The following is a 23,061-nucleotide window of genomic DNA, read 5'->3' as shown; positions in this document are numbered from 1 at the left end:
CCTATTTATATTGGATAAAGGGCTATATAAATAGGTGTGAGTCACTAATAGGTGAGAAGTGAGGTTTATTATGACACCCCATAGAGTATTTATTGTTGGTCATGAAGGCACAACTGGTCTTAGAATTCATGAACGATTATCCGATCGAAAAGATATAGAACTCTTAGCGACTGCTGATGAGGATCGCAAAAATGTAGAGGCCATTAAAGTGGTTGCAAAAAAAGCGGATCTTGTATTTCTTTGCTTACCTGATGTGGCATCTAAGGAAATTATGGCCGCTATTGGTGATTTTCCATGTAAGGTTATTGATACTTCTACAGCGTTTAGAACTACAGCTGGTTGGGCATATGGGTTCCCAGAACTTGGTGAAAGCTACAAAACAGCTATTGCAACTAAAAAACATATTGCAAATCCTGGCTGTCATGCGAGCGGTATGATTGCTTGTATAGCGCCTCTTGTAAAAGCAGGGCTTGTGCCAGCGGATTATCCTTTCACCATTACATCCTTAACAGGCTATAGCGGTGGTGGTAAGAAGATGATTGGTCAATATGAAAGCAGTCCTAAGGACTATTTCCTTTATGCGCCTCGTCAATATGGGCTTGGTCAAGAACATAAACATTTACCCGAAGTACAACATGTATGCGGCATTAGTGAAGCTCCAATTTTTATGCCAATTGTTGATGATTACTACTCTGGAATGGAGGTTACCGTAGGTATTCATAGTCGTTTATGTCATAAACCTGTTTGTATTGATAAGGTACAACAAACGTTAGAATACTTTTACAAAGATAGTACAATCGTTACGGTTGCACCATTTACTGAAAATAGTAATAGCGGTATGTTAAACGCTAATCAATTGAGCAATACGGACAGTATGAAAATCTATGTCACTGGTAACGATGAACGCATCATGGTTCACGCCATTTTCGATAATTTAGGTAAAGGTGCATCGGGTGCCGCCGTTCAATGTATGAATATTGCATTGGGTTTACCAGAGGATACTGGTTTAGTATTAGGTTAGAGAGGAATCTATGAAGAATGTAACAAATGCAATGCGGGCGCATATCTTAACGGCGGCCGTTCCATATATAAAACAATACACAGATCAGTACGTTGTCGTTAAATACGGTGGCAATGCCATGGTGGATGAAGCGTTAAAGAAATCTGTCATGAAGGATTTACTATTACTTCAATTAGTGGGGGTAAAAGTTGTGCTCGTTCATGGTGGTGGTCCAGCTATTAATAGCACCTTAGAGGCGATGCAAATTGAATCACATTTTGCTAATGGATTACGTGTTACCGATGAAGCAACGATGGATGTTGTACAAATGGTGCTAGCCGGCAAGGTGAATAAAGGGCTCGTGGCGGATCTAACGGATCTTGGTGGCAAAGCTGTTGGCCTTTGTGGCGTAGATGGCAACATGATTCAAGTTCATAAACAAAACGAAGAACTTGGTTATGTAGGTTATATTGATACTATTGATACGAGCATTATCCATGACGTAATTAGCCGTGGCTATATTCCGGTTATTTCTTCTATCGGCATGGGAGCCGATGGCAAGACATATAATATTAATGCGGATACGGTAGCCGCGAAAATTGCAGGTGCCCTTAAGGCGGAAACCATGGTGGCTATGACCAATATTGATGGTGTATTACGAGATGTACATAATCCTAAATCTTTAATCTCTAAAATCACTATGGCAGAGGCGAATCAATTAAAAGTAGATGGTATTATCGCCGGTGGTATGATCCCAAAAGTGGATTGCTGCTTAGAGGCTATTAAGTCAGGGGCTCAAAAAGTATTTATCATTAATGGTGAAATCCCACATGCTATTCTTATCGAGTTATTAACCGATGAAGGTCTTGGCACAATGTTTGTTGCGTAATATAGTAGATATAATGCTGGTAATCATCTATAGGTTATCTTTTATATAGATAGACGACGGCAAGGCCGTACGTTTGGAGGGTATAATGAATAATACAATCGATTTCGAACAACAAGATAAAGAATATATAGCCAATACGTATGGTCGGTTCAACGTATGCTTTCAAAAAGGGAAGGGTTCTCTCTTGTGGGATGTAGAGGGTAAAGAATACATTGACCTTGGCTCTGGTATTGGTGTAACGGCTTTTGGTGTTGACGATGATGAGTGGACTGACGCTGTTACTAAGCAGTCTCATGCGTTGAATCATATTTCTAATTTATACTATTCTTTGCCACAGATTGAACTAGCGAAACAGCTCTGCGCGAAAACGGGGATGAAAAAGGTGTTTTTCTCTAACTCTGGTGCGGAGTCTAACGAATGTGCTATTAAGGCAGCTCGTAAATATAGCCATGATAAATACGGCGAAGGTCGTCATGTAGTTGTTACCTTGGTCAATAGTTTCCACGGTCGTACTATTACTACCTTGTCTGCTACAGGACAAGATGTATTCCATCAACATTTCTTCCCATTTACTGAAGGATTTATTCACACCCCAGTCAATGATATTGATGCGGCTTTGAAAGTCCTTGCTAATCCAGCCGTTTGTGCTATCATGATGGAACCTATCCAAGGTGAAGGTGGTGTTATGCCATTAGATAAGGAGTTTGTCCAAGCAGTAACAAAATATGCGCATGAACACGATCAACTGGTACTTATCGATGAGGTACAAACTGGTAATGGTCGGACTGGCAGTCTATATGCATACCAACAATTTGGTATCGAACCAGATGTGGTATCTACTGCAAAAGGCTTGGCAGGAGGTCTACCAATGGGGGCAACCTTATTCAACGAAAAGATGCAATACGTTTTAAATGCTGGCGCCCACGCTACTACCTTTGGGGGAAATCCAATCTGCGCGGCTGCAGGGAACACTATTATTAGCCGGTTAACTCCTGAATTTCTCGATTCTGTAAAAGCAAAAGGGGAATACGTAAAGGAGACCTTAACTGGTAAACCTGGTGTCATTGGTGTTAGCGGTATGGGACTCATGCTTGGCATTGAAACTACGGTTGATGCTAGAACCGTTATAGAAAAATGCCTTGAAAAAGGTGTTGTATGTTTATCTGCTAAAAATAAGGTACGTCTTTTACCAGCCCTTAATATTCCACAAGAGCAACTAGAAAAAGCGATTGCTATTTTAGCGGAAGTGATTGAAGAATTAGCCGTAAAATAAGAATTCGTCTAGCTTTCATAAATATCGTTTACTATAGTTATGTAACATTGAACTATGGAAATAAACCGATGATTATATAGACTTTAGTCCGTATTCGTGTTACCCTAGAAGAAACAGTCTATATTGGAGGAGTAAATATGAATACAGAATCCTTACGTAATGAAGTATTGGTTCCGGCGGTAGCAAAAACGTTGGACATTGCGGCAAAAGCAAAACCTACAAAAGAAGAACTTATCACAACGGCGAAAATCACCGCTGCTGTGACAGTTGCAACAGCTGTTGTATCCTTAGCGGTACAAGCAGTATTGCGCAACCGATAAGAAACTGAGAAAACGACATGGCGCGCTGCCTGTCGTTTTCTTTTACTTTTACCATGTTATTCCCCTAAATAAGGGGTTTTTCTTGGTGCATGTAGGTTTTGTATTTATAAATTCGGAGACTGTTTAATCGTTATATATTAGCGATGCATATTGATATTAGAGGAGGCGATACGATGCATAGTCGCGATTTAATAGAGCAATATAAAGGCTACGTTCAAAATTGGCGTAGATATTTTCATAAACATCCAGAGCTCAGCAATGAAGAGTTTGAGACGACAAAGACACTCGCTAAAGAACTAGAATCAATGGGCGTAGAGGTTCATGTAGACACAGAACGTGGTATCGGCTTAATCGGCATTATCCATGGTGCTAAACATGGAAAGGCTATCGCGTTGCGTGCCGATATCGATGCACTGCCTGTTCATGAACATAATGCAGTGGACTATAAATCAGAAGTAGAAGGCAAAATGCACGCTTGCGGTCATGATGGACATATGGCTATTTTATTAGGTGCGGCTAAGATGCTAATGTCTATGAAAGACCGTATTGAAGGCGATGTGTATTTAGCATTCCAACCTGCGGAAGAAACTGGAGCAGGGGCTCCGGATTTCATTAAATTTGGCGATTGGTATGATAAGGTAGATGCTATCTTTGGAGGGCATGTGTGGATCGATTTGTCAGCGGGACTCATGTCTGTAGAAGAGGGTCCTCGTATGGCTGCGAGTAGCCAGATTACTATTAATGTAAAAGGCAAACAAGGTCATGGTGCACAGCCTCATCAAGCGATTGATGCTATCGTGGTGGCTAGTGCCATCGTTATGAATTTACAAACCGTGGTTTCTCGCAATGTAAGTGCCCTTGATTCCGTCGTTGTTACGATTGGCAATATTCATTCTGGCTCAGAATGGAATGTCATCCCTGGGGAAGCTTCCCTAGGCGGTACAGTTCGTTTCTTTGATCCAAACCAAGAACAATATATTGTCGATACTATTCGCCGCATTGTAGAACACACTGCAGAGGCCTATGGAGCGACTGCTACATTAGAATATGTAAAAAAAGTGCCCCCTACTATTAATGATCCTGAATCCAGTGAACTGGCAGAACGTGTCGTTATTGATACATTGGGTAAAGACAAGCTTTCTAAGATGCGTAAAGTCATGCCTGGAGAAGATTTTGCCTGGTATTTACAAGATAAACCGGGATGCTTTGCCTTTATTGGTATTCAAAACCCTGATGTAGAAGCTACATACGATCATCATAATAATAGATTTAATATGGATGATACTGTATTATCTGCCGCATCTGCGGTGTATGCGGAATATGCCATTCAGTGGTTAAAAGAAAATAAATAAATTTTAATCTGATAAACCCCTTTACTTTTTTCGTAAAGGGGTTTATTATATTCCAATATTAGTCATATGTAATTAAAATGGTTTCCTGTAATAGTGCATATTTTAGAGCTTTGCGGATAAAAAGGACCTTTCTTCGCCGGACGGTTCTAGAAGCCAGAAAGGATGTAATGAACGATCAAGTTTCTATTTCAACAGCAAATATTCGTGGTGCTTTTGGGGCATTTTTTATCCCCGGTATGTACACAGCTTTATGGGCTGGTTTTGTGCCATATTTAAAAGCAAAACTTAGTATTGGTGAAGATGTATTAGGTTCCATGATTTTGTTGCTCGGTGTAGGTTCTTGTTTATCCATGGCTATAGCAGGTAAGCTTGTAGAAAGCTTTGGGTGTAAGAGAGTCGTTTTGTTAGCTAGCTTTATTGGTATGGTATCTCTTGCCATCGTTACTATGTGTCCTACTATTGCTACAACAACAGTAGCCCTGTTCTTTTTTGGTATTGGTGTAGGCCTTAGTGGTGCTTCTGCTAATTTACAAGCTATCCTAACAGAAAAGGTGAGCAAAAAACATTTAATGGGCGCCTATCACGGTGGCTGGAGCTTAGGTGGTTTTACTGGTGCCGGTGTTTTGCTCGTGCTTTTAAAAATCTTATCGCTGCCTGTTAATGAAAGTATTTGGGGGCTACTCATCGTATTATTTATTGCGATGGTCATAGTTAGCCAATTTATGTTGACCTTTGGTAGTGACCCAAATGCAAAGATTACTAAAAAATCTAAAAGTCCATTGTCCTTCCATCCAATCGCTCTTATTTTTGGTTTATTGTCCTTTGTTTCTTACTTGGTAGAAGGTGCTGTAGGGGATTGGAGTGCATTATATTTATTTGAAGATAAAGGGATTCTTATCGAAGAGGCTGTCATGGGTGTAATGCTCTTTAATGGTACTATGTGTATAGGCCGTTTGCTTGGTAATAGATTAGGTAAACACTTAACATCAAAGCAAGTTGTTGTTGGTGGCTACTTACTTGGCTCTATTGCGATGGGGCTTATCGTGTTCTTGCCAGGTCATGCATCCATGTATACTTACTTATTATTGGGTATTTCATTAGCTATGATAGTACCAAACCTATTCTCTGCAATGGGGGAACAAAATGTCATTCCTATGACACAAGCGGTCGCAACATCCACAATGCTCGGTTATATGGGTATTTTGATGGGACCTGCCTTAATTGGTTTCATTGCGCACGGTACAAGTCTTACAGTAGCATTTATCGTATTGACTACATTGCTTGTTGTAAGTGCAGGTATTGGTAAATACGCATACCATTTAATGAGTAAAGACTGTGGTCTTAGTGAAGAACAAATTTAATAGCCTATAATTAAGGAGCTACGATTTTCGTATCGTAGCTCCTTTTTCATATTTTTATATTTTATGTATTTCTCGCATTAAAAAGCCACAGGTCTAGAACCTGTGGCTTTTAGAACTATCATTATATATTGATTAGATTAGCGATCGCCATTGAAGATGGAGTTTTTAACAAGCACATAGTCTACTTTGCGGATGGCTTGTAGAGTCGTACCGCCAGCGTAAGAAATAGCGGATTGTAAATCTTGTTCCATTTCAGTTAATGTATCGAAGATAGAACCTTTGGAATCGATGAAGATTTTTTTACCTTCTACATTTTTGCGTTCCCCTTTTTGGAACTCAGAAGCGGAACCAAAGTATTCTTTTACAGCTTTGCCGTCAACAATCTTTTCTTCCCCTGGGGATTCCTCGTGACCTGCAAAGAGGGAGCCAATCATAACCATAGTAGCACCAAAGCGAATGGATTTTGCGATGTCGCCATGGTCACGAATACCGCCGTCAGCGATGATAGGTTTAGTAGCTGCTTTTGCGCACCAGCGAACAGCCGCTAATTGCCAGCCACCAGTACCAAAGCCGGTTTTCAATTTTGTGATACATACTTTACCAGGACCGATGCCTACTTTAGTCGCATCAGCACCAGCATTTTCTAGTTCACGAACTGCTTCTGGAGTGCCTACATTACCAGCGATAATGAAGGTTTCAGGTAAGTTCTTTTTTATGTATTGAATCATTTCGATGACCGCATTGGAATGACCATGTGCAATATCAATAGTGATATATTCTGGGGTTAAGTTTGCTTTCTTAAATTCATCAACTAAAGCAAATTCTTCAGCTTTTACGCCGATAGAAATAGAAGAATATAGGTTAAGGTCGTGCATGCGTTTTACAAAGTCCATACGACGTTCTGGTTGGAAACGATGCATGATATAGAAATACCCTTCACGAGCTAATTTTTCAGCCAACTCTTCGTCGATAATAGTTTGCATATTAGCAGGTACTACTGGCAAGCGGAATGTGCGTTTACCTAATTTTACATGTGTATCACATTCGCTACGACTGGAGACAATACATTTGTTAGGAATCAATTGCACGTCTTCATAATCAAAGATGTTAGTTGTATTAATCATAGTTTCTATATCTCCTTCGAGTATTACATATTGAACCTGTACCATTATACAAGAGACTCATAAAATTTTCAATACGTTCCGAATATTTTGTTTGGTATAAGGGATAAACTGTAGTACAATACAAGTAGATTGTATAAATAATATATTCATTTATAGATATATGGTAAAAGGAGGTTGATTAATGTGGAACAGTCTAAAACCCGTATGCTTGCTGAAGCTGGCGTAGCAATTGCCATTGCTCAAGTGTTGTCATTTATTACGATTTTTCATATGCCACAGGGGGGCTCTATTAAGGCGGCAGCTTTGGTACCACTCATGATTTACGCATATCGTTGGGGCGGAACACGAGGTATTTTCGCAGGTGTTGTATATGGTATATTACACTTTATTTTAGGCTTTAAATCATCTGTTCATTATTTAAGTATTATATTAGACTACCTGGTTGCTTACGGTGCTATTGGCGTTTGTGGTTATTTTAAAGATTCTCTTTCTGGACTTATCACTGGATCCATCGTAGGTATTGTATTGCGTTGGGGAGCATCTGTTACGAGTGGTGCTGTAGTCTTTGCTAGCTATGCTCCACAAGGGCAGAATCCTTGGGTTTATTCTATGATTTATAATGCATCCTATATGGTGCCAGATGGCCTTTTAAATATTGCAGTTTTACTATTCGTCTACCAAGGTGTCAAACGAGGTTTACAACGTCGTGGATAAATTAGGTTTAATTATTTTGGCTGGAGGACTCAGTACTAGAATGGGGCGACCTAAAGCTTTGTTGCCTTGGATTAATGGTGAAAGTCTTATATCTCATGCACTTCGTAAGGGATTAGATGCAGATGTTCAAGATATTCTTATCTCCATCGGTGATGACGAGCAATTAGGACTTGCTATCCAGACTCATATTATAGATACATTGTCGAACGATGAGAAAAATAAGGTTTCTATTGTTCGGGATTCTGTTGGGCGATGCGGACCTTTAGGAGGGCTGTATAGTACTCTAGCGGTTGGTACTAGTTCTGCTTATGCGGTAATGGCAGTAGATATGCCATTCATGGAAATGGATTTGTATTATGATTGGCTCTATCAAGTAGAGCATAATGATTGGAATGCCATTGTCCCATATAGTGAAAGTGGAAAATCTGAGCCGATGGCGGGTATTTATAGGCCATATATTGCGTCCTTAATTCAATCTATTCTTGTTGGCGAAAATGTATCCTTGCATCATGCTCTTGACGTCATTGGGCATATTGAGTCCATTGATGCGACTGACTATAGCTGGGAATTAAGTAATATTAATCGCTTTGAAGATTATCAATGGGCGCGAGCTTTGGCGGAAAATGAATTTCGCCGTGTACCTTTAATTAGTGTGGTCGCATCAAAACGTAAAACAGGTAAGACAACTGTTGTAATGCGTCTTGTGTGTGAGTTACAAAATATCGGTTTATCGGTTGGTGTAGTAAAAAGCGATAAGCATGGCTTTCAGATGGATCATGAAGGAACAGATACAGACCTTGTCTATAAAGCTGGAGCTGATGCGGTTGCAATTGCAGGGCCTACTGAAACAGCGATTCGCATACGTACGAAAGAACAATCCAACTTGTATGAAATATCACAGTTTATGCCTGTAGATATAGTTATACTAGAAACGAGATCCCAAGGGATTGCCCCAATTATAGAGGTTACTCAAGAGGGATATACGGAAGAGCTAATCTCGGATCCGATGGACCGAGTGGCGACGATAGAAATTGGCAAATTGGATCAAGACGTACCTGAATTGGTACGCCACATACAGGAAATGATGAGGAGTTTAAATGGCCGTCGTTACTGTTGAGAAGGCTCTCCAATTATGGGATGAAGCCTTACAAACGCAAGTTCATAAAGTTGAAACAATAGATGTTAAGGCTGCGAAGGGGTACGTGTTAGCAGAGGACATTATTGCACCGACAGACGTACCTGCATTCCCAAAATCTGCTATGGATGGTTATGCCATCGCCTACGAAGAAGGTCGTAATGAATATATCGTTGACGGTATTATTGGTGCTGGTGTTGTATGGGAACATCCCGTAGACGTTGGTCATGCGGTGCGTATTATGACTGGTGCACCGGTACCAGACACATGTGATACTGTCATCATGCAAGAACAAGTGGTTGGCACTGGTGAACCACAAACTACAATTACGATTCAAGGCAAATATCATTGTGGTGATCATATTATTCCACAAGGTGAGGAGTGTGTTGCCGGCACCATTGTAATCCCACGTGGTACAGAGGTAACATCTACAGTACAAACCATTTTGACGGGACTTGGCATTATTGAGATCTCTGTTAATGCCATGCCTCGTGTATTAGTTCTTACCTCTGGTCATGAGGTTATTGAACCTGGTGAAAGCTTAACGCCTGGTAAAATTTACAACTCCAATCGAGCTATGATTTGTGGACTCTTAGAGGACTTAGGTTTTCACAAGATAACACATTATCATGTAAGTGATGCTCCGGAGGAGCTAGATTCTGAAATCAATCATGTTTTAAAACTTAGTGAAGAAGCAGATGTTATAATTAGTTCTGGTGGTGTATCGGTAGGTCTTTTTGATACGATGCCTCTTATTTATGAAAAATTGGGGGCAGAATCTATCTATGCCCGTATTCAAATGCGACCGGGTGCAGCAGCCTATGGTGCGGTTACCCCGAAAGGTCAGATTATCTTTGGCTTGTCCGGTAATCCAGGGGCTGCCTTTAATGGATGGCATTTAATCGTAGCGCCTACCTTGAGACGTTACAAAGGGTTGACTAATTGGACGACTCCAGTGGTGGCTTGTGTAATGGATACAGAAATCTTCAAACGTAATGCCTTTGATCGTTATGTACAAGGGAAAGTTATATTTGGGGGTGGAGCGCCACGTTTTGTGGCTAATCGTCACTTTAATAGTAGTAGTATGTTAGGCCTATATACTGTGAATGCGTTGGCATGTATTCCACGAGGGATTCATGAAGTACATCCTGGTGATACATTTAATGTGTATCTATTAGGCTTGCTGCCTGCAGTTTAGACCGTATTGATTTTTAGATTCTTACTCTAAGGCTTTAGATTTTTTAGCGTTTTAGAGTTATAGATACAAATATATCTAGTTAAATAACTATAATATTTATAGTTAATCATAATATAAAAAGACGAGGTCTCTTAGGAGTCCTCGTCTTTGCGTTTATTCAAAACATTTCGTTTATCCAAAAATATTTTAAATTTTGTCACCAAAGATACTGAAATTTAATCTCAATTAAATTATAATAAAATTAAGGGAAGGATATTTTTTAGTTATATCAATTGGTTTTGATAAAATTGTTTTAATCTACTTTTTATTTACTTTTACTATTATATAGCTATTAAGGAGTGATTTCTATGAGTAAGACTTTCACAAAAAATATCCCAGTAAACGAAATTTTACATCTAGGCGAACACCTGGAGTATAAAGAGGGGCAAGTGATTAGTATTACGATTGCCCAAAATGAGCGACTTAGCATTACATTATTTGCGCTGCCAAAGGGTGAAGAAATCTCTACACATGTAACTGTAGGTGATGCGATTGTGCAAATCCTCGATGGTGAGGCGCACATCGTTGTTGGTGATGTGGAACATACTGTGAAAGCTGGTGAAACCTTGATCATGCCGTCTGAAGTGCCTCATAGTTTGGATGCACGAGAAAGCTTCAAGATGCTGTTAACTGTAGTTAAATAAATATATCATAATAAATGCATCCCTTAGATTAGAATGGGATGCATTTTTATATGCTTTGAAAAATGGAATTGTTAAGATGTGCTTCACAATCAGTTGTATCAGGGAGAATGCTAGATGGATTACTTTCATTATACCTATAAACACAATTATATAGATTTCAATAGTGATATATACAAGGTTAGTACATATCATTACAACTGGCACAGTGGCGTTGAAGTCTTGATCTTGTTAAAGGGCAGAATCGACATGAGTTGTAATAGTGAGGTTTTTACAATGGAACCGCTTGATACAATTATCATTTCACCTCAAGTAGGTCATGCTACGTTGGCGTTGGAAGAAGATACGACAGCTCTTGTTATTCATGTCGGAAAGGATTTCTTTCAGCAGTTTGATCCTAACTTTGGAATGTATCAATTTGTATTACGTTCTGATGAAAGTAATCGGTACAACTCTTTCTTTACCACATTGCGTCATCATGCGGCTATGATGATGTTATTGATGGTGAATGGTGAAAGTCCTACTAATCGATTAGATGTGGAGTATCATTATTTATCTTTAGTTAGCGATATATATAAAGAAATTAATAAGGTTAAATCTATTCATGTACATACAAAGCCTGTCGATATAACAGTAGCCACCTTTGATAAAATGATTGCCTATATTGATGAAAACTATAAGCAGAAGATAGAGTTAGAAGATATTGCTAAAATAGGCGGTTATAATGTGAACTATACATCACAATTTTTTAAACGCCAATTAGGTGTCTCCTTCCTTGAATATGTATTACGATTAAGATTGAGGGAGGCTACAGTTCGTTTAGTTAATTCTAATGATGCAGTTGCACATATTGCAAGTAGCTGTGGTTTTGCGGATATTAAAGCTTTTAATGTAGCTTTTAAAAAACATTTCCATACCACGCCATCTGAATATCGTAAGCAAGCAAACGAAATAGGACGTAAAACAAAATTACATGATTGGAAGGAAATTATATCAACACAAGAACAGGATATTATAGAGATACTACAATCTTGTTTACCATATCAAGATGATTCTACTAATAAGATTAGATTAGAAGTGGCTAATCAAAAGTTAAATGACGTTAGAGAACAACTTGAGATGGTTGTAAAAAAATTACAAGATTAACTGGTATTGTTATATACCATTGTAACTGATTATAGTTGCATATTTTTGAGATTAAATTTGAGCGGATATACAATCATTAGGTTTAGGTGATTTTGTATATTTGTTAATCCTATTAAAATATATGGTGAAAGAGCACTACGATCCGATGGTAGTGCTCTTTTTTTTGTACAATCATATAGGTGAAATTGTATTTTTTTAATGGGTTAAAAGAGAATAATTAAGGAAATTTTGTATGTGTTTAACAGACTTTTACCATTGAAAATGAACTTGTAAATTGGATAGTTATATCCTAAAAAAAGAGTACAATGAAATCATCGAAAGGAGCTAAGGTTTCGAAACATAAATAATCACGTCTTAAATAATGAAGTCCATTTGGAGGTTTACGATGAGTACGAAGGAACAACAAGTACAAGAAATGACTGATAAGATAGCTAATTTCATTTCTTATATGGCAAAGGTATTGCCTGATGATGTACAAGAAAAGATTCATGAATTAGCACAGGATGAAAAAAATCCTATGGCCAAATCTATTTATGAAACAATGCAACATAATATGGATTTAGCAGCTCAGCTTAATCGTCCTTCTTGTCAAGATACAGGTGTCTTACAATTTTGGGTAAAGGTTGGATCTAATTATCCCTTACTAGGCGAATTAGAAGATATTCTAAGGGAAGCAACTTATAAGGCTACACAAGAGGCTCCATTACGATTGAACTGTGTAGAAACTTTTGATGAGTTTAATACTGGTAAAAATATTGGCCTCACTGCACCTTATATTCACTGGGATATCATTCCTGGTCGCGATGATGTAGAAATCTTACCTTATATGGCTGGTGGCGGGTGTTCCTTGCCAGGGTCAGGTAAAACATTGATGCCAGGCGAAGGCTATGAAGGTGTTGCTAAGTTTGTTCTTGATTTGATGACAAGCTATGGATTGAATGCGTGTCCTCCACTATTGGTAGGTGTAGGGATTGCTACAACTATTGATACCGCTGCTGGATTATCTAAAAAAGCATTAATGCGCCCTGTATCTTCAAAAGCACCTAATGAAAAAGCGGCTTATATGGAACAATTGTTAGAAGATGGAATTAATAAGATTGGTATTGGACCTCAAGGTATGGGTGGGGATAAAACTGTTTTAGGTGTGAATATTGAACATGGTACACGTCATCCATCTGTTATTTCTTGTGCTGTTAGTGTAGGTTGTTGGAATCATCGTCGCGGCGATCTCGTATTTGATAAGGATGGTAATTGCACAGTAAAATCTCATAAAGGAGTGACATTATAATGGCTAAGAAAATATTAACTACACCTATTCAACAATCTGATTTAGCAGGCATTAAGCCAGGCGATGTGATTTATTTGACTGGGCATATTACAACCTGTCGTGATATGGGGCATCGTCGTGTGGTAGAAGAAGGTAAAACGTTACCGGTTGATGTTAAAGATGGGGCTATACTTCATGCAGGACCAATTATTCGCACTATAAGCGATAATGAATTTGAAGTTGTATCTGTAGGTCCTACTACATCTATGCGTATGGAAAAATTCGAATATGAATTTGTTAAAAAGACGGGGGTACGTCTCATTGTAGGTAAAGGCGGTATGGGTCCTGAAACAGCACGTGCCTGCAAAGATTTTGGCGCACTACACTGTGTATTCCCTGCAGGCAATGCGGTTCTTGCAGCTACAGAAGTCGAAAAAGTAGAATCTGCTAATTGGCGTGAACTAGGTATGTGTGAGACTTTGTGGACTTTTAAGGTTAAAGAATTTGGTCCGCTCATCGTATCTATTGATGCAGAAGGTAATAACTACTTTGAAAATAAAAAAGTAGAATACAATGCGAAGAAAGAAGAAGTGTTAGAAGAGATTTATAAACACGTAAACTTCATTAAATAATCTCATTGTGAGCTTAACTTAATAGGGGGATTATACGGATTTTGTACAATCCTCCTTTTTTGTACCCTTTTTTAGGTATATTACACGTATTGGGAGGTATATATGGATACGAGTGTAATGATAACTCTTGGCTTCTTGATATTTGCCATCGTCATGTTTGCGTGGGAGAAAATCCCTTTGTCTATTACCGCTATGGTTGTAGCGGTAGGCCTACACTTAAGTGGGGTATTATCCGCTAGAGAAGCATTCGCAGGTTTTGTGGATCCAAACGTCTTACTATTTATGGGCATGTTTGTTATTGGTGAAGCTTTTTTTGCAACAGGTGTCGCAGTAGGTGTAGGTAATGTAGTTCATAAGTTTGCTAAAACTGAAACCTCTTTGCTTGTTGCTGTTATGATGATTACAGGTATTTTATCTGGTTTCTTATCTAATACTGGTACAGCTGCTGTACTGATTCCTGTAATTATCGGTATTTGTAAAAAGAGTGGTTTTAAACAAACTAAGTTATTGATGCCTCTCGTATTTGCGGCAGCCATGGGTGGTAATATCTCACTTATCGGTGCTCCTGGTAACATGATTGCTCAAGCAGGATTACAACAAGCAGGCTTAGGTTCTTTTAATTTCTTTGATTATGGTTTAGTAGGTTTACCAATCCTTATCGTAGGTACTATATTCTATGCTACAATTGGTAAACGTTTCTTACCAGACGCTCCAAGTCATCAACCAGATGGTGCTTTTGAAGGTAATGATGATTATAGTCATGTGCCATCTTGGAAGAAATGGACTGCTGCGATTGTATTGATTTTGACAGTCGTTGCTATGATTTTTGAAAAACAATTAGGTGTAAAACTTTATGTAAGTGCTTGGATAGGTGCGCTTGTTTTAGTAGCTACTAATGTTATTAGCGAAACGGCAGCTGTTAAATCTATCGACATGAAAACAATTATGCTATTTGCTGGTTCTATGGCTCTCGGTGATGCAATGGTAAAAACTGGTACTGGTAGTGTAATTGCTGACATTATCGTTAATAGTCTTGGAGCAAGCCCATCTCCAATCGTTGTGTTAGTAGTAATTTTTGTGCTTGGTGTGTTTATGACAAACTTTATGTCTAATACAGCTACTTGTGCATTATTAGTTCCAATCGGTCTTAGCTTAGCATCTCAGCTTGGATTTGATCCTAAAGCAGTACTTGCAGCTATCGTAATTGCTAGCTCTTTGGCATATGCTACACCAATTGGCATGCCTGCTAATACTATGGTATACAATATAGCTGGTTATAGCTTCATGGATTATGTGAAAGCTGGGGTACCACTTATCGTTGTATCTAGTATCGTAGCACTTATTTTACTTCCAATCCTATTCCCATTCTAATAAGATAAGTATTTGGTATATATTGAAAGCCCTGATGTATATTTACGTCAGGGCCTTTTCTTGCTTACCTGCATATATTGTGCTTGTTTTGTTATATATTAGATAGATTACTAAATTTGTTAGACATAAGTATTAGACATTAGAGAAACTTTCACATATAATAGAGTAATGTAAGTGTACAAATATACATTCACAGTAGACATATATTACAAAACGTACACGTCTATCTAATAGTTGTTATATAGGTTTATGTGGCCATGGTGCCGAGGAGGCTTTATGTTAAGCGATATTGAGATTGCCCAACAGAATACAATGGAGAAGATTCAGGTTATTGCTGATAAATGTGGTTTAACACCTGATGATATTGAACAATATGGTCATTATAAAGCGAAAATTTCTTTTGATGCCATTCGCCGTTTAGAATCCAAGCCAGATGGTAAGTTGGTGCTAGTCACAGCGATTACGCCAACACCAGCTGGGGAAGGTAAGTCTACAACGAGCATTGGTCTCGTACAAGGCTTACAAAAAATTGGTAAAAATGCTATCGCTACATTACGTGAGCCATCCTTAGGACCTGTTTTTGGGATTAAGGGTGGTGCAGCAGGTGGTGGTTATGCTCAAGTTGTACCTATGGATGACATCAATCTTCACTTTACAGGTGATATGCATGCTATTACAGCGGCTAATAATTTATTATCCGCTATGATCGATAATCACATCCATCAAGGCAATGAATTACAAATTGATTTGCGTCAGTTATCATGGACTCGTGTTCTAGATATGAATGACCGTGCTCTTCGCAATGTGACAGTTGCACTCGGTGGTAAAGTATGTGGGTTCCCTAGAGAAGATCACTTCATGATTACTGTAGCTTCTGAAATCATGGCTATTCTTTGCTTAGCTAAGGACTTAGAAGATTTGAAAGAACGTTTTGGTCGCATCGTTATCGGTTGTAACTTAGCAGGTAATCCTGTTTATGTTCATCAACTTGGTTGCCAAGGTGCGATGGCTCTCCTTATGAAAGATGCTATCAAGCCGAATCTCGTACAAACATTGGAACATACACCAGCTATTGTTCACGGTGGTCCCTTTGCAAATATCGCTCATGGTTGTAACTCCATTGTAGCTACAAAACTAGGACTTAAGATTGGTGATATCGTAGTTACGGAAGCGGGCTTTGGCGCTGACTTGGGTGCTGAAAAGTTCCTTGATATTAAATGCCGATACGGCGATATTTTCCCTGATGCAATCGTTATCGTAGCTACATTACGAGCTCTTAAAATGCATGGTGGTGTACCAAAACAAGAGTTGAATACAGAAAATGTTGAAGCCGTAACTAAAGGTTTCAGCAACTTACAAAAAGCAATTGAAAACATGCGTTATTTCAATGTGCCTGTATTAGTGGCAATCAATAAATTTGCTAGCGATACAGATGCAGAAATTGCTGAGTTGACTCGCCTATGTGATGAGTTTGGCGTGCCTGTAGAGCTTAATGAATGTTGGGAAAAGGGCGGCGAAGGCGGCACTGATATGGCGAAAAAAGTTGTAGAGTTACTTGAAGGCCCTAAGCCAACACCTAAATTCGTATATGAGTTAGAAGATAGTTTAGAGGACAAAGTTAATAAAATCGTTAAAACTATTTATGGTGGCGATGGTGTTATCTTTACGGACAAAGCCAAAAAGCAAATTAAACAATTAGCAGATTGGGGACTTGATCGTTTGCCTGTATGTATGGCGAAAACGCAATACTCCTTATCCGATAATCCAGCTCTTTTAGGCGCACCAACTGGCTTTACAATTACTGTATCCGATATTCGTGTTGCTAATGGGGCAGGCTTTATCGTATGTCGTACAGGTGACGTAATGGTCATGCCGGGCCTACCTAAACGTCCTGCTGCTCTTAATATGGATATCGAAGCAGACGGCACAATTAAAGGCTTGTTCTAATAGAAAGTGTTTTTACATGAGGCTATGTTATGAAATTAGTAGAACAACGAGTAATAGATTTTGTGGCTGCTACTGCCTCTAAAGAGCCAACGCCAGGTGGTGGTGCTATTGCGGCATTGACTGCCGCAACGGGGGCGGCTTTAGCAGAAATGGTAGCAAACCTTACATTTGGTAAAAAAGGTTATGAAGCGGTTCAGCCTGAAATGGAGGAGCTTCAAGCTAAAGCAGAAGCGATTCGCAAGCGCATGCTCGAATTATCTCAAGCTGATGCAGATGTATTTAATATCTTTATGAACGCCTTAGGATTGCCAAAGAATACAGATGAAGAAAAGGCTGCGCGTACAGCTGCTATTCAACAAGCATACAAAGATGCTGCTATGGTACCTTTTGAAATTGGAGAATTAGCGAATCAAATATTTGATTTAGCAGAATTAGCCTCTCGTAAGGGGAATCAAAACCTTATTACAGATGGTATTATTGCGGCTATTAATGCGCGTGCTGCGGTGAAATCGGCTTTTTTGAATGTGCGTATTAATTTATCTGGTATTAAAGATGAAAGTTTTGTAGAAGAACTAATATCTAAGATGTATGCCATTGAAAAAGATCTTGATGTTAAAGAGTCGTCTATCATAGGGTTATATGAATAATAAGAGATTATAATATAAATCGAATAATATAACCGAGCAAGCTATAAAAGTTCGGGAAATAATATAAAGAGAGCCTATTAATACATATAAAATAATAGACTCTCTTTTTTCTATTGTTATAATCCGAACGATAGTGTAAAATAAATGGGTGATATTTCGAGGTTTTATGTAGGAGACATTATGACAGATCAGAACCAAATAAATACAGTCGATAGTATGTTGCCCATACCACAGCTCTTTGCCTTTGGTTTACAGCATGTACTTGCCATGTATGCTGGAGCTGTTGCGGTACCGATTATCGTGGCACAGGCGATGAATTTACCTGTGGAGGACTTGATTCGTCTTATTACTGCAGACTTGTTTACTTGTGGCATTGCGACCTTAATTCAAACATTAGGCTTCGGTAATATAGGTGGGCGTATCCCTATGATCCAAGGTGTTACCTTTGCATCTGTCGGACCTATGACTATGATTGGGGCACAGCATGGTATGACTGCCATTTACGGCGCCATTATTGTAGCAGGTTTATTTACCTTTCTAGTAGCTCCATTCTTTAGTCGTCTAATTCGACTGTTCCCCCCTGTTGTAACGGGAACCATAATTACTCTTATTGGGATTAACTTAATGCCAGTTGCCATTAATTGGATGGGGGGCGGCGTAGGAAATCCAGAATTTGGAAGCTATACAAACATAGGCCTTGGGTTTCTTACGTTCTTAATTGTTGTATTTGTATATAAGTTTGCTAAAGGTTTTTTAAGTAATCTTTCTGTATTAATCGGTTTAATCGCAGGCACAGCAATTGCCTTTGCAATGGGCGTTGCTAATTTTGACGAAGTTGGTCGTTCTCAATGGGTTGCTTTCATTGAACCATTCTATTTTGGTTTGCCAACCTTTGACTGGGCTTCTGTACTATCTATGATTATCGTCATGCTCGTTGTCATGGTAGAGACTACAGGTGATAGTATTGCTATTGGCGAAATTGTGGATAAGCCAATAGGTCGAAAAGAATTGGCTTCTGTTATTCGTGCTGATGGTATTTCCACTTTAATAGGGGGAATTCTTAATAGTTTCCCATATACAGCCTTTGCTCAAAATGTAGGACTTATTGCGGTTACAGGTGTTAAAAGTCGCTTTGTAGTAGCTGCATCTGGAGTAATCTTAATTTTGTTAGGATTATTCCCTAAATTAGCTGCTATAGTTGCTAGTATTCCAAATGCAGTACTTGGTGGTGCTGGTATTGCTATGTTTGGTATGATTGTTGCCAGTGGTATCCGCGCTCTTGGCAAGGTTAGTTTTGATGGTAATCATAACTTGATGCTTGTGGCGATTAGTATTGGAGTGGCCATGATCCCTATTGCGGCGCCGAACTTTTATGCTAATTTCCCTGATTGGGCACAAATTATATTAAAATCTGGCATTACCTTTGGTAGTATTATGGCAATCTTGCTTAATTTATTACTAAATGGTGTTAATAAAGGTGACGAAATTAAAGAAATGGGTCGCCGATAATAATAACTATATGAGAACTCTACCTCTTTCGGTAGAGTTTTTTTAGTGAATAAAATCACAGGAAAAACATTAGAATATTATGCTATAATATATAGATAATTGTAGAACTATTTTGTGATGCTTTCATAAAATAGAAATATTAATTTGTATTTACAATTAAGTGTTTATAAAAGTTATGTATATGGAATGTTCCCATAAGAAGGGAAGGACTACGTGGCAGACGGAAAGATTATTGCTATCTCCATAAGTGAGAGAAAAGGGCAAAAAAAACATAATATTGAATCCGCCAATCTCATTGTTGATCATGGGATGGAGGGAGATGCTCATGCAGGAAATTGGCATCGCCAAATCAGCTTGCTTGGTATTGCGAGTATTGATCACATGAGGGCACAAGGTGCAGATGTCAAACCTGGTGATTTCGCTGAAAACATTACAGTAGAAGGCATGGTTCTTTATGAATTAGCTGTAGGGACTCACTTACAAGTAGGTGATGATGTGATTCTTGAAATTACTCAAATTGGCAAAGAATGTCATCAAGGTTGTGAAATTATGAAACAAGTTGGTTCCTGCATTATGCCTACACAAGGTATCTTTGGTAAGGTTCTTAAAACTGGTACGATTCATGTAGGTGATGAAGTATCTATTATTAAGTAATTTTGTATTAGTAAATGAGGTGTGTTATGAAAGACGCATGGGGTCGTACAATTGAATATGTACGTCTGTCGTTGACAGATGCGTGTAATTTTTGTTGTCCCTACTGCCGACCTGCAGAAATTACTCCTCAAAGTCAAACACAACTATTATCTGTTGATGAATGGATGAATATATTAGGGGCCTTCCATCATATTGGTGTGAAGGCAGTACGCCTCACAGGCGGTGAGCCTTTGCTCTATCCACATATCGAAGAGTTACTAGGTCGCATTAAAGAAACAGGTTGGTTTGAAGATATTTCTATGACTACCAATGGTAGTTTATTAGCCTCACGAGCGCAACGGTTAAAAAAACTTGGCTTGAATCGTGTGAATATTAGTTTGGACTCTCTTGAAACTGAAGCTTTTGCCACCTGTGTTGGTAAAGAGGGGCAGTTGGAGTCTGTTCTCGACGGTATACGTAGCGCTATTAATGCTAACTTTAAATCCGTTAAGATTAATACGGTTTTATCTCGTTATTGGTCCGATGATGAAGTTAAATCTTTATTACAATATGTTGAAAAATGGCCTGTTGTTTGGCGGTTTATTGAATACATGCCGTTCCAAGGTGATGCCTTTCATGGACCTACCTTTGATGAATGGAAGGAACAATTAGAACGCGTTAGTGGCGGATCTCTCACAGAGGTTCATTCTGTTTATGGCTTTGGTCCTGCTACATATTTGGCACTACCTAGTGGTAAGGCTGTAGGCTTTATATTCTCTATGTCTCATAGCTATTGTGACACTTGCAATCGTGTACGTCTTACATCTGACGGTCAAATGCGATTGTGCTTGTTGCGAGATGATGAGGCTGATCTCGTATCACTCGTACGCAAAGGTGTATCTATAAAGGACTTAGCTAATCATATTGAACGTGCTTTGCAACGAAAACAAGAACGACATGATGGTATAGGTATGGATCAACCTGAGCGTCCAATGTGGCGAATCGGAGGGTAGTATGGGATTTTTTGATTTTTTAAAGCCTAGATCAAAGGAGAATGTTGAATCATGCTGGCCTGGAGGCAAGATGCTTCAAGTCCATATAGAATACAATACACAAGAAACCGTATTTACTTATTTTGGTCGTTATGGGTTACAGTTTAGCGTTCCTAAGTCTAATTTGACGAATGTTATTGTAAAAGAAGTAAGTCGCACTCATAGTGTGCTTCAACTATATAGTGGTGAAAACTGCGTAGGGACTAGTGATCTACTCCCTACTGAGGCCTGTAATATTATGAAGGATTGGGTATTACAATATTAATAATATGAATGTTGATATTTTATAGGAGTGTAATAAATTTTCTTTACATTCCTATAAAATAAGCATATAATTATTCATGTCATGGACCACTAGCTCAGCTGGCAGAGCACCTGACTCTTAATCAGGGTGTCCAGGGTTCGAACCCCTGGTGGTCCACCAGAGTAAAGAACTCACATTTTGTGTGAGTTCTTTTTTTGTGTAAATATTTTTCTTTTAGCTTTTTACATATCTTTTTAGCCTTTATATAGTTATTTACATGGTTAAAATACGTTGTGGTTTAATCCTATTTTTCTCAAACGAGTAGTCATTGATTTAATTAAGTTTATAAACTTTGATATTAATTGAATATAGTATTGATACAATATAATATATTTTATAGACAGTAAAACTATAATAGCTTATGATGGTTTTATAATAGTTTTCTCACTAGGAGGTACCAAATGGCAGTAGATGTTTCTAGAACACAAGATGTGTATAAAGATGCTGGCCAAAGTGTCAACTTCACCACTTTGTTATTAAACCGTAAAGATCATGAGGCAGAGCTTGAAGTGATTCAAGATATGGCAGATCGTATTCAAGCCATTAAACGTTCTGTTAGTATTCGCGCTAATGGGGAAGGTTTGGGCATTGCCTTTGGCTTTAGCCGTAAGGCATGGGATTATTTGTTCCCTAATGCACCGGTACCAAAAGAGTTAGAAGACTTCGAAGGCATAAAAGGTGATAAACAAGATGTACCCGCTGTAGCAGCTGACTTATTTTTGCATGTCCGCTCTAATGATGAATCTGTTACGTATACTGTAGTAGATCAAATTATGGAGTTCTTACGCCCTATTACATCTGTTGTAGATGAAACCCATGGCTTCCACTACGAACAAGGTCGTGCGATTATTGATTTCGTTGATGGTACGGAAAACCCTGTTGGCCAAGAGGCTGTAGAGTGGGGCGTTATTGGAGATGAAGATCCTGAATTTACTAATGGCTCTTATGCATTTGCACAGAAATATGAACATGATCTTGATGCATGGCGTGCACTTCCTACAGAAATGCAAGAGAAATTCATTGGCCGCCGCAAATTTAGTGATATCGAATTAGAGGATGACGAAAAAGACCCGGCAGCTCACAATGTAGTGGCTCAAGACAATCGTGATGATGAAGAACATAAGATCGTTCGTATGAATGTTCCATTTGCTCAACCTGGTCAAGGTGTTCGAGGCACATACTTTATAGGTTATGCTCGTTACTGGGATGTGACCAAAACAATGCTTACCAATATGTTTACACAAAACGATAAATTGCTTGATTATTCTAAGCCTATTACGGGCATGCTATTTTTCATTCCGTCTCTTGATACATTGGATGCTATTGCAGAAGGTGAACTATAATCGATTTCTAATTGATGGTGGAGACTAAACATTTATCTAATTAGCTAGTAATGTTTAGTTCTATCTACAAGATTAAAATTTATTATATAATTCTATAGAAAGCGCCCCAAGTGGGCGCTTTTATGCTATAATAAATCTATTAAACTCGTAAAAATCCATTGTAG

The 23,061-nt window shown here is 38.6% G+C and carries 22 protein-coding genes and 1 tRNA gene; 22 read left to right on the top strand and 1 reads right to left on the bottom strand.

Annotated elements, in window-relative coordinates:
• Positions 1–70 precede the first annotated feature (70 nt).
• From argC to HMPREF0873_RS03530, 6 genes are all read left to right on the top strand, one after another.
• Complete coding sequence (gene argC, locus HMPREF0873_RS03555; RefSeq protein WP_008714374.1) at positions 71–1,021, top strand: N-acetyl-gamma-glutamyl-phosphate reductase; 951 nt, start codon at positions 71–73, stop codon at positions 1,019–1,021.
• Between the two features lie 10 nt (positions 1,022–1,031).
• Positions 1,032–1,889 (top strand): acetylglutamate kinase, encoded by an 858-nt coding sequence (gene argB, locus HMPREF0873_RS03550; RefSeq protein WP_008714371.1) that lies wholly within the window; start codon positions 1,032–1,034, stop codon positions 1,887–1,889.
• A gap of 85 nt (positions 1,890–1,974) precedes the next feature.
• On the top strand, positions 1,975–3,162 hold the full coding sequence (locus HMPREF0873_RS03545) for an aspartate aminotransferase family protein (protein WP_008714369.1): 1,188 nt from the start codon (positions 1,975–1,977) through the stop codon (positions 3,160–3,162).
• Positions 3,163–3,299: 137 nt separating this feature from the next.
• Positions 3,300–3,482, top strand: a complete 183-nt coding sequence (locus tag HMPREF0873_RS03540) for a hypothetical protein (RefSeq protein ID WP_008714368.1) — start codon at positions 3,300–3,302, stop codon at positions 3,480–3,482.
• A 173-nt stretch (positions 3,483–3,655) separates the two neighbouring features.
• Positions 3,656–4,834, top strand: coding sequence for a M20 family metallopeptidase (locus tag HMPREF0873_RS03535; RefSeq protein ID WP_004696601.1), 1,179 nt, complete (start codon positions 3,656–3,658; stop codon positions 4,832–4,834).
• 167 nt (positions 4,835–5,001) lie between these two features.
• Complete coding sequence (locus HMPREF0873_RS03530; protein WP_004696599.1) at positions 5,002–6,195, top strand: MFS transporter; 1,194 nt, start codon at positions 5,002–5,004, stop codon at positions 6,193–6,195.
• A gap of 137 nt (positions 6,196–6,332) precedes the next feature.
• On the opposite strand, the gene HMPREF0873_RS03525 is transcribed toward HMPREF0873_RS03530, so the two are convergent.
• Entirely contained in the window at positions 6,333–7,319 is a 987-nt protein-coding gene (locus tag HMPREF0873_RS03525) for a GMP reductase (RefSeq protein ID WP_004696596.1), read from the bottom strand.
• 183 nt (positions 7,320–7,502) lie between these two features.
• Here HMPREF0873_RS03525 and thiT point away from each other — a divergent pair, with 183 nt between their 5' ends.
• From thiT to HMPREF0873_RS03445, 16 genes are all read left to right on the top strand, one after another.
• Positions 7,503–8,033, top strand: a complete 531-nt coding sequence (gene thiT / locus HMPREF0873_RS03520) for an energy-coupled thiamine transporter ThiT (protein ID WP_004696592.1) — start codon at positions 7,503–7,505, stop codon at positions 8,031–8,033.
• A complete protein-coding gene (gene mobB / locus HMPREF0873_RS03515) occupies positions 8,026–9,150 on the top strand; it encodes a molybdopterin-guanine dinucleotide biosynthesis protein B (RefSeq protein WP_004696590.1) in 1,125 nt (374 codons plus the stop codon). The genes thiT and mobB overlap by 8 nt, the downstream gene beginning before the upstream one ends.
• A complete protein-coding gene (locus HMPREF0873_RS03510; protein WP_008714363.1) occupies positions 9,131–10,366 on the top strand; it encodes a molybdopterin molybdotransferase MoeA in 1,236 nt (411 codons plus the stop codon). The genes mobB and HMPREF0873_RS03510 overlap by 20 nt, the downstream gene beginning before the upstream one ends.
• A gap of 347 nt (positions 10,367–10,713) precedes the next feature.
• The gene (locus HMPREF0873_RS03505) at positions 10,714–11,049 is read left to right on the top strand and encodes a cupin domain-containing protein (protein WP_008714361.1); all 336 of its coding nucleotides are present in this window, start codon (positions 10,714–10,716) and stop codon (positions 11,047–11,049) included.
• A 114-nt stretch (positions 11,050–11,163) separates the two neighbouring features.
• Positions 11,164–12,192, top strand: coding sequence for an AraC family transcriptional regulator (locus HMPREF0873_RS03500; RefSeq protein ID WP_008714359.1), 1,029 nt, complete (start codon positions 11,164–11,166; stop codon positions 12,190–12,192).
• A gap of 385 nt (positions 12,193–12,577) precedes the next feature.
• Positions 12,578–13,480 carry a L(+)-tartrate dehydratase subunit alpha gene (ttdA, locus tag HMPREF0873_RS03495; protein WP_038125500.1) on the top strand — a complete coding sequence of 301 codons (903 nt, stop codon included), beginning with the start codon at positions 12,578–12,580 and terminating at the stop codon, positions 13,478–13,480.
• Positions 13,480–14,091: a L(+)-tartrate dehydratase subunit beta gene (gene ttdB / locus HMPREF0873_RS03490; protein WP_008714356.1), complete on the top strand. Its 612-nt coding sequence runs from the start codon at positions 13,480–13,482 to the stop codon at positions 14,089–14,091. Before ttdA ends, ttdB begins: the two co-directional genes overlap by 1 nt.
• A 102-nt stretch (positions 14,092–14,193) precedes the next feature.
• Positions 14,194–15,462, top strand: coding sequence for an SLC13 family permease (locus HMPREF0873_RS03485; protein ID WP_008714354.1), 1,269 nt, complete (start codon positions 14,194–14,196; stop codon positions 15,460–15,462).
• 276 nt (positions 15,463–15,738) lie between these two features.
• Positions 15,739–17,409: a formate--tetrahydrofolate ligase gene (locus tag HMPREF0873_RS03480; protein WP_008714352.1), complete on the top strand. Its 1,671-nt coding sequence runs from the start codon at positions 15,739–15,741 to the stop codon at positions 17,407–17,409.
• Positions 17,410–17,438: 29 nt separating this feature from the next.
• Positions 17,439–18,056: a cyclodeaminase/cyclohydrolase family protein gene (locus tag HMPREF0873_RS03475; RefSeq protein WP_008714350.1), complete on the top strand. Its 618-nt coding sequence runs from the start codon at positions 17,439–17,441 to the stop codon at positions 18,054–18,056.
• 180 nt (positions 18,057–18,236) lie between these two features.
• Positions 18,237–19,565: a nucleobase:cation symporter-2 family protein gene (locus HMPREF0873_RS03470; RefSeq protein WP_038125499.1), complete on the top strand. Its 1,329-nt coding sequence runs from the start codon at positions 18,237–18,239 to the stop codon at positions 19,563–19,565.
• 213 nt (positions 19,566–19,778) lie between these two features.
• Positions 19,779–20,219 (top strand): MOSC domain-containing protein, encoded by a 441-nt coding sequence (locus HMPREF0873_RS03465; protein WP_004696570.1) that lies wholly within the window; start codon positions 19,779–19,781, stop codon positions 20,217–20,219.
• Between the two features lie 26 nt (positions 20,220–20,245).
• Positions 20,246–21,211 carry a GTP 3',8-cyclase MoaA gene (gene moaA, locus HMPREF0873_RS03460; RefSeq protein ID WP_038125498.1) on the top strand — a complete coding sequence of 322 codons (966 nt, stop codon included), beginning with the start codon at positions 20,246–20,248 and terminating at the stop codon, positions 21,209–21,211.
• Position 21,212: 1 nt separating this feature from the next.
• Positions 21,213–21,515, top strand: coding sequence for a hypothetical protein (locus HMPREF0873_RS03455; RefSeq protein WP_008714343.1), 303 nt, complete (start codon positions 21,213–21,215; stop codon positions 21,513–21,515).
• 83 nt (positions 21,516–21,598) lie between these two features.
• Positions 21,599–21,674 (top strand) — tRNA-Lys (locus tag HMPREF0873_RS03450).
• Positions 21,675–21,955: 281 nt separating this feature from the next.
• Positions 21,956–22,897, top strand: a complete 942-nt coding sequence (locus HMPREF0873_RS03445; protein WP_008714341.1) for a Dyp-type peroxidase — start codon at positions 21,956–21,958, stop codon at positions 22,895–22,897.
• Positions 22,898–23,061 lie beyond the last annotated feature (164 nt).

The organism is Veillonella sp. 3_1_44 (genome assembly GCF_000163715.1).
GTDB lineage: Bacteria > Bacillota > Negativicutes > Veillonellales > Veillonellaceae > Veillonella > Veillonella parvula_A.
Note: the sequence above shows the minus strand (reverse complement) of the source record. Positions and strands in the feature narration are given on the sequence as shown.

Coding starts and splice junctions, on each gene's coding strand:
- argC (WP_008714374.1), top strand. CDS start 71: ATGACACCCCATAGAGTATTTATTGTTGGTCATGAAGGCACAACTGGT.
- argB (WP_008714371.1), top strand. CDS start 1,032: ATGAAGAATGTAACAAATGCAATGCGGGCGCATATCTTAACGGCGGCC.
- HMPREF0873_RS03545 (WP_008714369.1), top strand. CDS start 1,975: ATGAATAATACAATCGATTTCGAACAACAAGATAAAGAATATATAGCC.
- HMPREF0873_RS03540 (WP_008714368.1), top strand. CDS start 3,300: ATGAATACAGAATCCTTACGTAATGAAGTATTGGTTCCGGCGGTAGCA.
- HMPREF0873_RS03535 (WP_004696601.1), top strand. CDS start 3,656: ATGCATAGTCGCGATTTAATAGAGCAATATAAAGGCTACGTTCAAAAT.
- HMPREF0873_RS03530 (WP_004696599.1), top strand. CDS start 5,002: ATGAACGATCAAGTTTCTATTTCAACAGCAAATATTCGTGGTGCTTTT.
- HMPREF0873_RS03525 (WP_004696596.1), bottom strand. CDS start 7,319: ATGATTAATACAACTAACATCTTTGATTATGAAGACGTGCAATTGATT.
- HMPREF0873_RS03510 (WP_008714363.1), top strand. CDS start 9,131: ATGGCCGTCGTTACTGTTGAGAAGGCTCTCCAATTATGGGATGAAGCC.
- HMPREF0873_RS03505 (WP_008714361.1), top strand. CDS start 10,714: ATGAGTAAGACTTTCACAAAAAATATCCCAGTAAACGAAATTTTACAT.
- HMPREF0873_RS03500 (WP_008714359.1), top strand. CDS start 11,164: ATGGATTACTTTCATTATACCTATAAACACAATTATATAGATTTCAAT.
- ttdA (WP_038125500.1), top strand. CDS start 12,578: ATGAGTACGAAGGAACAACAAGTACAAGAAATGACTGATAAGATAGCT.
- ttdB (WP_008714356.1), top strand. CDS start 13,480: ATGGCTAAGAAAATATTAACTACACCTATTCAACAATCTGATTTAGCA.
- HMPREF0873_RS03485 (WP_008714354.1), top strand. CDS start 14,194: ATGGATACGAGTGTAATGATAACTCTTGGCTTCTTGATATTTGCCATC.
- HMPREF0873_RS03480 (WP_008714352.1), top strand. CDS start 15,739: ATGTTAAGCGATATTGAGATTGCCCAACAGAATACAATGGAGAAGATT.
- HMPREF0873_RS03475 (WP_008714350.1), top strand. CDS start 17,439: ATGAAATTAGTAGAACAACGAGTAATAGATTTTGTGGCTGCTACTGCC.
- HMPREF0873_RS03470 (WP_038125499.1), top strand. CDS start 18,237: ATGACAGATCAGAACCAAATAAATACAGTCGATAGTATGTTGCCCATA.
- moaA (WP_038125498.1), top strand. CDS start 20,246: ATGAAAGACGCATGGGGTCGTACAATTGAATATGTACGTCTGTCGTTG.
- HMPREF0873_RS03455 (WP_008714343.1), top strand. CDS start 21,213: ATGGGATTTTTTGATTTTTTAAAGCCTAGATCAAAGGAGAATGTTGAA.
- HMPREF0873_RS03445 (WP_008714341.1), top strand. CDS start 21,956: ATGGCAGTAGATGTTTCTAGAACACAAGATGTGTATAAAGATGCTGGC.